General features: G+C 68.4%; 13 protein-coding genes. All 13 read right to left on the bottom strand.

Annotated features, from left to right (window positions below):
• Positions 1 to 10: 10 nt before the first annotated feature.
• Genes G559_RS0110080 through G559_RS0110020 form a run of 13 tightly spaced genes read right to left on the bottom strand, consistent with a single transcriptional unit; the run spans position 11 to position 10,954 of the window.
• Positions 11 to 397: a GPW/gp25 family protein gene (locus G559_RS0110080; RefSeq protein ID WP_028628099.1), complete on the bottom strand. Its 387-nt coding sequence runs from the start codon at positions 395 to 397 to the stop codon at positions 11 to 13.
• Positions 398 to 399: 2 nt separating this feature from the next.
• A complete protein-coding gene (locus tag G559_RS0110075; RefSeq protein WP_028628098.1) occupies positions 400 to 726 on the bottom strand; it encodes a hypothetical protein in 327 nt (108 codons plus the stop codon).
• Positions 723 to 1,310 carry a phage baseplate assembly protein V gene (locus G559_RS0110070; protein ID WP_028628097.1) on the bottom strand — a complete coding sequence of 196 codons (588 nt, stop codon included), beginning with the start codon at positions 1,308 to 1,310 and terminating at the stop codon, positions 723 to 725. The genes G559_RS0110075 and G559_RS0110070 overlap by 4 nt, the downstream gene beginning before the upstream one ends.
• Entirely contained in the window at positions 1,311 to 2,456 is a 1,146-nt protein-coding gene (locus G559_RS0110065; RefSeq protein WP_028628096.1) for a hypothetical protein, read from the bottom strand.
• Between the two features lie 2 nt (positions 2,457 to 2,458).
• The gene (locus G559_RS28800) at positions 2,459 to 2,731 is read right to left on the bottom strand and encodes a hypothetical protein (RefSeq protein ID WP_051246546.1); all 273 of its coding nucleotides are present in this window, start codon (positions 2,729 to 2,731) and stop codon (positions 2,459 to 2,461) included.
• A 9-nt stretch (positions 2,732 to 2,740) separates the two neighbouring features.
• Complete coding sequence (locus G559_RS0110055; RefSeq protein WP_028628095.1) at positions 2,741 to 3,409, bottom strand: hypothetical protein; 669 nt, start codon at positions 3,407 to 3,409, stop codon at positions 2,741 to 2,743.
• Entirely contained in the window at positions 3,406 to 3,657 is a 252-nt protein-coding gene (locus G559_RS0110050) for a hypothetical protein (protein WP_028628094.1), read from the bottom strand. Before G559_RS0110050 ends, G559_RS0110055 begins: the two co-directional genes overlap by 4 nt.
• Before the next feature lie 16 nt (positions 3,658 to 3,673).
• On the bottom strand, positions 3,674 to 5,785 hold the full coding sequence (locus G559_RS0110045) for an ATP-binding protein (protein WP_028628093.1): 2,112 nt from the start codon (positions 5,783 to 5,785) through the stop codon (positions 3,674 to 3,676).
• Positions 5,782 to 6,951 (bottom strand): Pvc16 family protein, encoded by a 1,170-nt coding sequence (locus G559_RS0110040; RefSeq protein ID WP_028628092.1) that lies wholly within the window; start codon positions 6,949 to 6,951, stop codon positions 5,782 to 5,784. The genes G559_RS0110045 and G559_RS0110040 overlap by 4 nt, the downstream gene beginning before the upstream one ends.
• A 2-nt stretch (positions 6,952 to 6,953) precedes the next feature.
• A complete protein-coding gene (locus G559_RS0110035) occupies positions 6,954 to 7,790 on the bottom strand; it encodes a hypothetical protein (RefSeq protein WP_028628091.1) in 837 nt (278 codons plus the stop codon).
• On the bottom strand, positions 7,790 to 8,524 hold the full coding sequence (locus tag G559_RS29605; RefSeq protein ID WP_051246543.1) for a hypothetical protein: 735 nt from the start codon (positions 8,522 to 8,524) through the stop codon (positions 7,790 to 7,792). Before G559_RS29605 ends, G559_RS0110035 begins: the two co-directional genes overlap by 1 nt.
• Positions 8,525 to 8,532: 8 nt before the next feature.
• Positions 8,533 to 9,051, bottom strand: coding sequence for a phage tail protein (locus G559_RS0110025; protein WP_028628090.1), 519 nt, complete (start codon positions 9,049 to 9,051; stop codon positions 8,533 to 8,535).
• Between the two features lie 13 nt (positions 9,052 to 9,064).
• Positions 9,065 to 10,954 (bottom strand): phage tail sheath C-terminal domain-containing protein, encoded by a 1,890-nt coding sequence (locus G559_RS0110020; protein WP_028628089.1) that lies wholly within the window; start codon positions 10,952 to 10,954, stop codon positions 9,065 to 9,067.
• Positions 10,955 to 11,459: the final 505 nt, after the last annotated feature.

The following is an 11,459-nucleotide window of genomic DNA, read 5'->3' as shown; positions in this document are numbered from 1 at the left end:
TGGGCTATCCCTAGCGCGAGCTGCGCTGGAACTTGATGACCCGCGAGTCGGGGCTGCCCGCGGGTCGGTACTTGAGGGTCACTTCCAGGGTGGCGGCGGCGTCGTCCCAGACCACCTCGATCAGTTCCACCGTCAGCCGGTGCCCGAGCCAGCGGGTCAGGCCGTTGGTGATGCGCGCCTTGACCACCCCGCGCAGGGCCTCGGAAGCCGGCTCGAACACCAGCTTGCGTACGCCGCCACCGAAGTCCGGGAGGAACAGGCGCTCGGCGGGGCTGGTCAGCAGCAACTGCAGCAGCTCGTCGCGCACATGGGCGTCGTCGTCCGCCGGGGCAACGCTGCGGCCGTCGCCGCCGATGCGGAAGGGGAAGGCGAGGTGCCGTCCGTTGGAGAGTGCCATGCTCATATCCCTTTGGCTTTCTGTTGGGTCTGCACCACCAGGGCGGTGCCCTGGGGCGCCTGCGCGGCATTGAGGCAGAGGCCGACGCTGTTCTGCAGCAGCACCGGCACGTTACGGATCGAGGTCTGGGTCGCCGCCGTCACCCAGCGGATCGACAGACAGGGGGAATAGGTGCCGGGAGTGAAGGGGCAGCCGACGATGGGGTGGATGTCGGTCTGCAACAGCATCGGCGCGCCGTCCACCAGCGCCTCGGTGTTGCTGGTGAGCAACTGCGCCATTCCGCCGTGGGGGCACATGACGGTGCTGCTGGTGGTGAGGATCGGGATCATGTGGGGGGCACCCCGAAGCTCATGGCGCCATTGACCAGGCTGACCCCGGCCAGGCCCACCTTGATCAGGCCGTTGTTCAACGAGATGGTCTCGTTGCTCAGGCGGATCTCGCAGGCGCCGCAGGTGATGATGATTTCCGTGGCGGTGAGGGTGATGGTCTTGGCGATCATCTCGTCGCCGTGGCTGATGCGGACCTCGTTGGCCTCGTCGTCCAGCACCACCTTGTGGCCCTGCTCGGAGACGATGACGCGCACTCCGGCACCCTTGGGTTCCGGGCGCTGCCCCTCGGCCCACCACGCCCCGGACCAGATGGGGTGGTCCAGCCGTCCCGCCTCGAACTCGATCCAGACCCCCGAGCCGATCTTCGGCAGCAGCACCATGCCGTGGCCGTCGCCGGCGAATGGCGCGGCCGGCATGGCCCAGCCGCACGGGTGTTCGCCGAGCACGGCGGGCACCGTGGCGCGGATACGGCACTGGTCGTTGGGGTCGTCGATGTCGGTGACCGTGCCCCGGTACTTGCCGAAGTAGCGGCTGCCGGCGTGCTCGACCAGGCGCTCGACCGTGTGTTCCAGCAGTTCGTCCATTCAGAAGATCCCCACGCTTGCCGAAACCGAGAGTTGCAGGCCGCCGCCGAGGTTCTCGGCCACCGCTGCGCCCGACACTTCGGACAGCGAGTCGGCCTTGGCTTCGATCTCCTGGGTGTAGAGCGACGGTGTGATGCGATGCACCACCTTGGTGAGCAGGTAGTCGCCGCTGTAGGGCGTGGCGCCCGCGTCCAGGCGCACCTTGCGATAGGGGCTCAGCACGGCGCCGTAGCAGCCCGGTATCACCTGGCTGACCAGGTGGAAGACGTATCCGCTGCGCCGTGCGCGCGAGGTCGCGGCGGCAGTCGGGTCCTCGCCCGTGGCTTCGGCCGGAGGCAGCATGCGCCGGGGTGTGAGGTCCGCCGGCAGGGCCGGCAGGCCGCGCATCAGGCCGAGGTCGGCGGCGCTGGTCTCGAAGCGGGTGACGCCCTGGTCGTCGACACGCAGCACCTGGGCGCTGGTGCGTTCGCCGCCTTCCGGGTCCTGGGTGACGCTGGCGTTGGCCAGGTTGCGCCCGCTCCCGATCATCACCAGGGGCGGAAGGTCGGCCGCATCGGCCGGGTCGGCGAGGAAGCAGCCGACGCTGGTACCGCGTGCCTCGCCCGGCAGGACATAGGCGTGGCGGTCATTGGCGCTGGCCAGCTCGCGCAGGAACTGCAGCACGGTGCCTCGGCGGGTGGTGGTTTCCGGCGTGGCGTCGGTGGCGTCGATGCGGGTGCTGGCGAGCTGGGTGAAACGGCCGAAGAGTTCTTCGGCGATCTCGCTGGCCTTGCGGTGCTCGAAGGGGGCTTCGGTTTCCTCGTCGCGATTGAGGAAGGCGCTGTCGTCGCGCACCACCAGCGTCGCGGTGCTGCGGCCCGGCTGCGAATCGAGGGCGGCGTCGAGGCTCACCAGTGGCCCGTCGATCAGCGGCGTGAACTGGCCGTTGCCGATGTCCAGCTCGACCCGTACCCGTGAGAAGGGCTCGCTGGTGTCGCCCGGCCAGTGCAGCCAGGTGCCATTGGCATCCAGGCAGAGCACCATGCGCAGCCGCGCCTCCCAGAAGGCGTCCATCTCCTGGGTTACCTCGATTTCCTCGATGCGGCGCAATTGGTCTTCGCTGGCGGCGGTGTCGCCGAACCAGACGCGGAAGCGTTGCTCGGCCATGCTCAGCTCCTGGGCACCCGTACGGTGTCACCGGGGTTTTCCACCAGGCTGCGGCCGTCCAGGGCGCTGTTGGCATCGCCCACGTGCCAGAACTGGGTGGCATCGCCGGCGATGGCGTGGGCCAGCAGGTCGAGGCGATCGCCGGCCTGGACCATGCGTGGATCACCGGCCATCGGCGTCAGATGGCGCAGCTTGAGGGCAACCACGGTTTCGCCGGTAGAGCTGGTGGTCTGCACCGTGGCGACGCGGGCGTAGCGGGAGTTCGGCAGGAACATGACAGGCTCCTAGAGTGGAATCAGCTCGACGATCTGTTCGGCGGTGTTGGCCAGGTTGGCGATGGCCTGGGCTTCCTTGGCGAGGGTGGAGTACTCCAGCGCGCCCTTGGCCAGCACGTCGTCGGAGCAGTCGTCGACGGCGATGACGCTGAGGGTGATGTCCACCTCGGCACGGGTCGGGTTCAGCAGGGCGTCGTACTCCAGCTCGGTGATGCTCATCGAGTCGATGGTCACCGGCAGCACGCGGGTCAGGCCCCAGATGAACAGGATGCGCGGGTACTTCTCGCGGGGAATCGGCTGGGCCGGCGCGTCGTCGCCACCGCCGCCAAGGGCGTCGCCTATGGCGTCCAGGGCGGCGCCGATCAAGCCGGCGAGCTTCGCGCTGGGCAGCACCATCTTTTCCAGCGCGGCGAGCTGTGGGCCGATGCCGAACAATTCGGCCAGCACCTTGCCTTCGTCGAGCATGTTGGCGGCACTGAAGTGGGCCTTGAAGGTGATTTTCTCGAAGGTCTTTTCCCCGGCCTGGGCGGTTTCGCGCTGGGTGGCGCCGGTGGGGCGCGGTGGAATCTCCAGGCTGCGCGTGAGGGACTCGGGGTTGAACTGGAAGATCACCACATTGGGAATCGGGCCGATCAGGTCGGTGCCGTATTCGATCAGTGCGCCGCGCAACAGGCTCATGGGCGTTCTCCGACGAGGCTCCGGGCGATCTGCCGGGCGATGCCGGCCGCCAGGTCGCCGGCCTGTGTGGTCGCGCCGCTGGTGAGGTGCCCGGCATCGAGGTGCGCGCGGGTGCCGGGTTGCAGGTTGCGTCCGGCCAGCGCTTCGGCCAGGGCCGGGCCGAGCGCGCGTGCGGCGGCTTCGGCGACCTCCGGTGCGATGCCGCGCAGGTCGAGTTCGAGGGACTCTATCCGTAGCTGACGACTCATGGTGCTCTCCAGAAACCTAGCGGCGGGTTCTGTGCGTCGCGACCAGCGCGGCATAGGGGCCGAACTGATCGAGGCTGTTGGCGCGGTCCAGCTTGTCGTACTCGCGTTGCAGGGCACGCACCATGGCGGGCATATCCAGGCGCCGTGGCGCGCCTTCGGCAGCGCTTTGCAGGCAGGCGTTGAACACCACGCCGCGGATGTGTCCGCCGGCGAGGGCGAAGCGCTGGGCGAGGAACTCGAAGTCCAGGTCGCTGGCGTCGACGCCCTCGGGGATCACGCTGCGCCAGATGCGCAGGCGTTCCTCCACGCCAGGCAGGGGGAACTCGACCACGAAGCGCAGACGGCGCAGGAAGGCTTCGTCGAGGTCCTTGCGGCGGTTGGTGGCGAGTATCGCCAGGCCCTTGAAGCGTTCCATGCGTTCCAGCAGGTAGCTGATCTCCAGGTTGGCGTAGCGATCATGGGCGTCCTTTACCTCGGTGCGCTTGCCGAAGAGGGCGTCGGCCTCGTCGAAGAACAGGATCAGGTCGGCCGAGTCGGCGGCATCGAACAGTCGGCGCAGGTTCTTCTCGGTTTCGCCGATGTACTTGTTGACCACCTGGGACAGGTCGATGCGGTAGAGCGGAAGGTCCAGCTCGGCGGCGATGGCTTCGGCGGCCATCGTCTTGCCGGTGCCCGGTGGCCCGGCGAAGAGGGCGCTGAGGCCGCCTTCGTTCCAGGCCCGTGCGGTGCCCCAGTCGTGGTGCACACGGGTGAGGTTGTGCATGGCCGTGATCAGCTCGTCGACCTGCGCTGCCTGGGCCGCCGGGAGCATCAGTTCGGCACGCTCGAAGCGCGGTGGAACGTGCTGGGCCAGGGCGCCGAGGTCGAGGTTGGCCCGCGCCGCGGCGAACAGCTCGCCGGCGCTGGGTGGCCGGCCAAGGCTGGCAAGTTCGCTCGCGACCCGCTCGATGGCGGTCCGCTCGTAGCGAAAGCGCCGCGCCAGCTCCGCCAGCAACGGCGCCAACCCGGCATCCGGCAACTGCTGGCGCCAGCAGTCGAGGCGCTGGGTGAAGTCCGGTGGCGGTACGTCCAGTGCCGGCAGGGTTTCCCCCAGGCCCCGCAAGGCACTGCGCTCGTGCACACCGATGAACACCAGCAGCGGCAGTGCCGGCAGCGGTGGTGCTTCCAGGCCGCCGTCGTGGGCCGTCGGGTCGGCCAGCATCCGTGCCGGCAGGTAGAGCGCGCAGCCGCGCAACCAGGCGGCGCTGAGCGCCTGGGCCAGGTGTTCGCGGGGCAGGGCGGCGCTGGGTTGCAGCGTCTCGACGCCGGCCATCGCCGCGCAGGCCGCCGCGGTTTCCGCCAGCGGTGCGTTGGCGGCACCCAGCAGTGGCAGCAACTGCACCCCGCGGGGTGCCGTGAGCGCGCTGCGGATCCGTGCGGCAGCCGGCTCCAGTCCTGACGCCAACGGCGCGACGGGGACTGCTTGCAAGGCCGATGGCAGTCGGCCGGCGGGGAACAGCAGTTCGCGGGCGACCAGTACCGGCACCTGCAGGGCGCTGTTCCAGTCGTGCGGCTGGGCGCTGCTCAGCAGGCCATGGCGCAGCAAGGGATGCGCCGGGTCGAAGCAGTGCAGCAGTTCGTCCGGCTCGTCCCACAGGCGCTGTGCCAGGGCGAGGTTGGGGCTGGTGCGCGAGAGGTCGTTGAGGCAGCTGGCGATCACCTGTCCGGCGGCGCTGTCGACGCCGGGCAACAGGGCCAGTGCCAGCACGAAGCGCTCCACCGGGGCCAGCTCCAGTTGCTGCGCGACCCAGCCGAAGGAGCCGCGCGGCGCGTCGGCCAGATCCGGCGGGGCAGCGCTGGCAATACGCTCGCTGAGATAGCGCGCGGTGATGTCGTCCGCGAAGAAGGCGCGCTTGTCGTGCTCGTAGCGCAGCAGGTCGAGCGCAGCCAGTGCGCCGTCCACCGCTGGCGGCAGTGCGGCATCGTCGCCACCCTGCTGGGCGCGCTCGCGCCACAGCCAGCAGATTTCGCGGCGCAGGCGCAGGGTGACCTGGGACAGCCAGTAGCGCGCCAGGGCGTCCTGGCCGTGGAGGCCGGGCAGGAAGGCCACCGGATCGGCCAGCGACTGGGCGCTGAGGGGATTGGTCATGGCACCACCACCCTCGGGCTGGCCTTGGCCTGCTGGTTGTTCACCCACAGGATCACCCGGTAGCTGCCGGCCGGGACAGCGGCAGCCGCGCCGGCAATCACCAGGCTCTGCTGGTCGACGGCGGTGCTGACCTCGTCGAACAGGTGCACGGTCACGCCGTCGCTCTCGCGGTAGAAGAGCACCATCAGATCATCGCTGTCGGTACCCAGCAGTGTCCCCTGCAGGTGCAGGTCGCCGGCCACCAGCGCGGCGCTGTCCAGGGTTGGCAGCAGGCGCGCGGCGAGCAGGTTGCTGGAGCGGGTGCGGGTCGGCGACAGGCGTCGGCGCACCACCAGCGGCATCTCGCCCGCCGACAGGCTGGTACCTGAGGCAATGGGCGTTCCGGGGCTGCCTTCGGCGCTCACTACCAGTCGCTGTGGCTGGCGTTCGAGCACGGTGAGCGGGATGTTGCCCAGCAACACTTCCAGGTTGCTCGGATTGAGGTCTTCGCCATACAGGGTGAGGGTGGCGCCCGCTTCGAAGCGGGCCGGCTCGACCCGGTCCAGGCGCGCGCCCATCGAGGGCATCACTGCTACTTGCACGCCTTCACGGCCGATCAGCGTTTCGGGCGAGGTGCTGTAGTCCACGCCCACCAGCAGGGCCCCGCGCGGCAGGCTGGCGGGCACGATCATCACCGGCCGCACCTGGAAGGCCACCGAGAGCCGGTAGCGCTCCTCAGCGCCCTGCATGGTCTTGGCCAGCAAGTCGGCGCCGGATTCGTCGAAGCTCAGCTTGAGCGGCTCGGGGTTGTTTTCCAGGGCCAGGCGTACGTCCGTCGCCACCAGCGAATCGAGGGGCAGGAAGCCCAGTTCGTGCAGTGCTGCCATGCCCTGGCCGAGCAGGTCATGGGCGGCAGCGGTGTCACTGCTTTCGCCGATGTCGAAGGCCGTGAGCAGGAACTTCAGCACCAGCCACAGCGGTGGTGGTTCGCCATCGCGCAGGGACAGGTTGCGCAACTGCGGGTCGAAGGCCGTTTCGTAGAGGAAGAGGTTGAGCTTCTCGTTGGAATTGACGTTCGCGGCGTCCTCGGGCTTGCCGATGGACACATCGAAACCGCGCCGGATCAGGTGATCCTGCAGCAGGCGGGTGACCGCGCCGATGGCTTTGCCAGAGTCCGCGAGGGCCATGATCAGAACCGCCGCAGAGCGCGGCGCGAAAGGCCGCTACGGGTGGAAGAGGCCGGAGTGGTCGGCTGCTGCGCCCGGGCAGGCGGCGCAACCGGCCGGGCCACGGTCTGCGGGCTCGGGGCTTCGACCCGCAGGTGAATGGCGCCGATGGATATTTCCAGGGTTTCCTCCCGTGCCGGTTCGAATACCTCGGGTTCGCCCCTTGGTGTTGCCGGCTGTGCTACGGCGACTGGCTCGCTCAGGACTTCGGGTTGCAGGGCCGGTATCGCCGCCTGAGCCTGCGGCACATGAACCGGGCTCGGCTGGGAGGGCGAGGCAGGTTGCTGTGCTTGCAGGGGGGAGTGACTGCTCTCCAGCACTGTCTGGCTGTGTCGGTGCACCGGCTCCGTGGGCGTCGCCAACTGCGGATCGGCTGCCACCCAGCGCATGGCGATTCGCACCCGCTCGTCGGCTTGGGAAGCCACCGGCCGGCCCTCGTGGCGCTCACTATCGGGCGGTGGAGTCGACGGCTCTGGCAGTGACGGGATAGGCGCGTTCTGCTGGGGCGGCGCGGGCCGGTCCTGCAGCGGGTTCGGGGACGGGCGAACGGATTCCGATGGGTTATCCACAGCCAGTGGGCGTGCTGTCGGAGCGTCGGCTGTTGAGCGGTCAATGGTCGCCACCGTGCGCCGGGCTTCGGTGCTTGTGGGCACCGAGGAGACCTGCGGCGATGCGGGCTCGGGCTGCGAGGCAGGTGCCGAAGCTTCCACGCCCAGCTCAGGCGGTGCTTCCAAGCCGGGCACGGCGGCCGGGGCGAACAGGCCACTGGCGCGCATCAGCGCGGCGAAATAGTCGCTCATCAGAACGCCTCGATCAGGGCCAGGTACTGGGCACGGCGCGCCGGGGACAGCGCCATGACCTGGGCTTCGCTCCAGCCGTAGCGGGAGGCCAGGCAATGCACTTCGCGCAACAAGGCGCGCTGGCGTGCGCCCAGGCGGGCCAGGGCGGTGTGGTCGAGGTCGATGGGGACTTCGCTGTCCGCACCGCAGGCGGGGCAGCTACAGGCCACGGCCAGGGCTACCAGTGGGTCCGCCGTCGCGACGGCCTCGGAAAGCCGTGCTTCATCGTCGGGGCGTATCTGTCCTTCCAGCAGCAGGCTGTCGAGCATCAGCCGGCGCGCCTCAACGGGGCTGGCCGGTTGCGCCTGGCGCCAGCGGCGCAGGTCGTCGCCCGTGGGGCGGCGCAGGGTCACCTGCCGGTCCGGGTCGAGGCCCACGCGAATCGGCCCGTCGTCGTCGGCAGTGGCCAGCAAGGGCGCCAACTGGAGTTCGAATTCGAACGCCTCGTTGCAGGCCGGACACCGGGCGCTGAAGGGCAGGCTGTACACACCGCAGGTCTCCGCCGCCAGGCGCAGCAGAGCAGCGCTGCGCGTGCCCACCGGCTGCGTCCACCAGAAGGCGGCGTCGGTGCCGGTGGAGCACTGGGTCAGCAGTTCGGTGACCAGGCGCGGACGGTCGCGGTCGGCGAAGTCGAGGTCCAGGTCCGCGAGTTCGCCGAAGGGCCGCATGGCAATGCGCGAGGGAAGCGGGTGCATGGCTCAGGTCATCCCGCCAGGACCGGTTCCGTGGGCTCGGAGACCTCGGGGTCACGCTCCCAGCCTTCGTTTTCCAGCTTCAGGGTCTGGATCGCGATGGCGTTGGCGTTGGCGTCGAGGTCAGGCAGTGCCTGGAACTCGGACACCCAGCAGCGGTAGATCTTGTAGGCCAGCACCACCTGCCCGGCTTCGTTGTAGACCTCCAGTATCAGGTCCTTGCGGAAGTCCTTCAGGCTGGTCTCAGCGCCGAGCCCGGTGCCGACGTGCCAGACCTTGTTGGCCCAGGCCTCGAACTCCAGGTCATGGGTGACGCCGCGCTCCAGGGTAATGGCCTCGTACTTGGTGCGTCCGGGGGATTTGCGCGAGGTGGAGGGGTCGCCCCCTTCGCGGTGCTCGACCACTTCGGTGGTGCGTTTGAGGGCGCCGACCTTGCTCACGCCGGCGACGTAACGGCCATCCCATTTGATGCGGAATTTGAAGTTCTTGTAGGGATCGAAACGATGGGTGTTGACGGCGAATTGGGCCATGATCCGACTCCCTTTATTGCAGATCGCCGGCGATCTGCTGGATGGTGAGGACGACGAACTCCGCCGGCTTCAGTGGGGCGAAGCCGACCTGGATGTTGACGATGCCGAGGTTGCGGTCGGCCTGGGTGGTGGTTTCCTTGTCGCATTTGACGAAGAAGGCTTCCTGGGGCGTCTTGCCCTGGAAGGCGCCCTGGCGGAACAGGCCGTTCATGAAGGCGCCCAGGTTCAGGCGAATCTGCGCCCAGAGCGGCTCGTCGTTCGGTTCGAAGACCACCCACTGGGTACCGCGATAAAGGCTCTCCTCAAGGAACAGGGCGAGGCGCCGAATCGGGATGTACTTGTACTCGTCGGCCTGGGCATCGGCGCCCTTCATGGTGCGCGCCCCCCAGGAAACCCGGCCGTAGGCGGGGAAGCTGCGCAGCACGTTGACCCCCAGCGGGTTGATCTGGCCGTTCTCCAGGTCGTTGATTGGCAGGGCCAGGTCGAGCACGCCGTTGAGCACGGCGTCGGTGCCGGCGGGGGCCTTCCACACGCCCCGGGTGGCATCGGTGCGCGCGTAGACCCCGGCCAGGGTGCCGGATGGGGCCATCGCCCGTGGTCGCAGCCCATCCAGGGGATCGACGATGCGCACGGCGGGGAAGTAGGTGGCTGCGTTGCGCGACTGCGAGGCGGCGTTGGTCCAGGTGCCGATGTTGGCCAGGGTGCGGTTGGACGGTGCATCGACGATGTAGAACGCGCGCCGCGCTTCGCACAGGGCGGTGGCGGCGGGAATTACCCCGGCTTCCTGGCCGGCGGTCATTTCGAAGGTCTCCGGGATGACCAGGATGTTGAACAGGTCTACGTCCAGCAGGGCGTAGATACCGGTCTTGGCCGACTCGTTGCCCACCAGTTCGAGCGCGCCGCCGCGAGCGCCATCCGCCCCCGGCGTGGCCGGTGCGAGGTTGCTGACCACGGCAGGACGGTGCTCGGCGGCACCGGTGAATTCGCGGCCCAGGTTGGCGAGTCCCAGGTGGAGGGTCGCGGTGAGACCACCGAAGGCACCGCCGGCGATGGTGACGCTGGAAGATTCGCCAGCGGTCAGGGATTCCAGGGTCAGGTGGTCGCTGCCGGTGCCGCCGTCTTCGCCGGTTTCGGCCGCCTGCAACTGGGCGGCCAGGCCGGCGGCGACGATGGCATCGTTGGTGGAGGTCACCAGGTCGCCGATGTTGGCCCAGGGCGCATCCAGGAGAGTGAGCAGGAAGGGCGTGGTGCCATCCAGGGTGCCGCCGATGGTGGTGTTGGCTGGATCAAGTGGGAAGCTGGTGAGCTCGGCGCTGACGGCTCGACCGGCTTCGGCGAAGGTCAGGCCGCCCGTGCGGGCGACGCGGATCAGCGCGGAGGCGTTGTTGATCACTGAGACGGCGTACTGCGCCGAGTTTGAATCGAGGCTGAGGTTGCGGTGGGTTTCTACCAGCACCAGGGTGGTGCCGTCGGCCTGCAGCTGCGAGACCACCAGGTTGAAATCGCTGTCGGGGTTACGCACGCCGGTGTGCACCACGCTAAGGCGCAGGCCGTTGCCCCAGGTGCCGGGGCTGGCGGCGCTGACTTCGAGGACCGGGTCGCCCGCGCCGTTCTCCAGCACCCAGGCGCTGGTGCCATGGCCGACCGCGACCCGCACGATCAGGGCCTGGGTACCGCCGTTGAGGAAGAACTGGCGCACGCCGTAGGACAGCGGGCTGTCGCGGTCGAGGCCGCCGTAGCCGCGTTCGAAATCGGCGAAGCTGGTGATGGCCACGGCCTTGTCGGGCACGCCCTTGCGCGTATAGCCGACGAAGGCGGCGATGGAGGTCGCGACACCGGTAATGGTGCGTACCCCGCTGGCCTTTTCGACGATGTAGACACCGGGATAGCTGACTTGGACCATGACGCCGACTCCTTTGCGCTGTGCAGGGGACCCAGCCAGGGAGGCGCCGGGTGGCGTCCCTGGTGGACTCTTGGGTGACTCGGTTCGACTGCGGGGCAGGGTTGTTGCGGCGCCGGCAGGGCTGCTGGCGCGAGGGGGCACGGAGGGGCGGGGAATGTTCGGGCCGCTTCCTGTTGGACCGTGCTCGAATATCCGGACACATGGCTACCGCCACTCGCCGTCAATAAGTTGGGCGAAAGTTTGCGGGCTGGAACTTGTGTACTAACTCGGGATCACAATTCCATGTGCATTAATTGATGGCAGAGTGCCTTCAATGAGTGCTGTCCAGAGACAGGTTGTCAGGATAGTTCGCCCTTTAACGCGCACAATCTTTCTGCGCGCACTGCCAATGTTTTCCGACAAGCGGATGTCCGGGCGGCATGACCATTAGTCGGCCAGTAGTTTTGTCTGGCGGCACGAACTTCAGGCAGGAACTAGCGTCAGGTAAAGACTCTTCACGCCAGGG

This window comes from Metapseudomonas resinovorans DSM 21078 (assembly GCF_000423545.1).
Classification (GTDB): Bacteria; Pseudomonadota; Gammaproteobacteria; order Pseudomonadales; family Pseudomonadaceae; genus Metapseudomonas; species Metapseudomonas resinovorans.
The sequence above is the reverse complement of the archived record's forward strand: the minus strand, read 5'-3'. Positions and strand labels throughout refer to the sequence as shown.

Bases quoted from the DNA above. Each gene is read 5' to 3' on its own strand.
- G559_RS0110075 (WP_028628098.1), bottom strand. From the start codon at position 726: ATGATCCCGATCCTCACCACCAGCAGCACCGTCATGTGCCCCCACGGC.
- G559_RS0110020 (WP_028628089.1), bottom strand. From the start codon at position 10,954: ATGGTCCAAGTCAGCTATCCCGGTGTCTACATCGTCGAAAAGGCCAGC.
- G559_RS0110070 (WP_028628097.1), bottom strand. From the start codon at position 1,310: ATGGACGAACTGCTGGAACACACGGTCGAGCGCCTGGTCGAGCACGCC.
- G559_RS0110065 (WP_028628096.1), bottom strand. From the start codon at position 2,456: ATGGCCGAGCAACGCTTCCGCGTCTGGTTCGGCGACACCGCCGCCAGC.
- G559_RS0110050 (WP_028628094.1), bottom strand. From the start codon at position 3,657: ATGAGTCGTCAGCTACGGATAGAGTCCCTCGAACTCGACCTGCGCGGC.
- G559_RS0110045 (WP_028628093.1), bottom strand. From the start codon at position 5,785: ATGACCAATCCCCTCAGCGCCCAGTCGCTGGCCGATCCGGTGGCCTTC.
- G559_RS0110035 (WP_028628091.1), bottom strand. From the start codon at position 7,790: ATGAGCGACTATTTCGCCGCGCTGATGCGCGCCAGTGGCCTGTTCGCC.
- G559_RS0110080 (WP_028628099.1), bottom strand. From the start codon at position 397: ATGGCACTCTCCAACGGACGGCACCTCGCCTTCCCCTTCCGCATCGGC.
- G559_RS0110040 (WP_028628092.1), bottom strand. From the start codon at position 6,951: ATGGCCCTCGCGGACTCTGGCAAAGCCATCGGCGCGGTCACCCGCCTG.
- G559_RS0110025 (WP_028628090.1), bottom strand. From the start codon at position 9,051: ATGGCCCAATTCGCCGTCAACACCCATCGTTTCGATCCCTACAAGAAC.
- G559_RS28800 (WP_051246546.1), bottom strand. From the start codon at position 2,731: ATGTTCCTGCCGAACTCCCGCTACGCCCGCGTCGCCACGGTGCAGACC.
- G559_RS29605 (WP_051246543.1), bottom strand. From the start codon at position 8,524: ATGCACCCGCTTCCCTCGCGCATTGCCATGCGGCCCTTCGGCGAACTC.
- G559_RS0110055 (WP_028628095.1), bottom strand. From the start codon at position 3,409: ATGAGCCTGTTGCGCGGCGCACTGATCGAATACGGCACCGACCTGATC.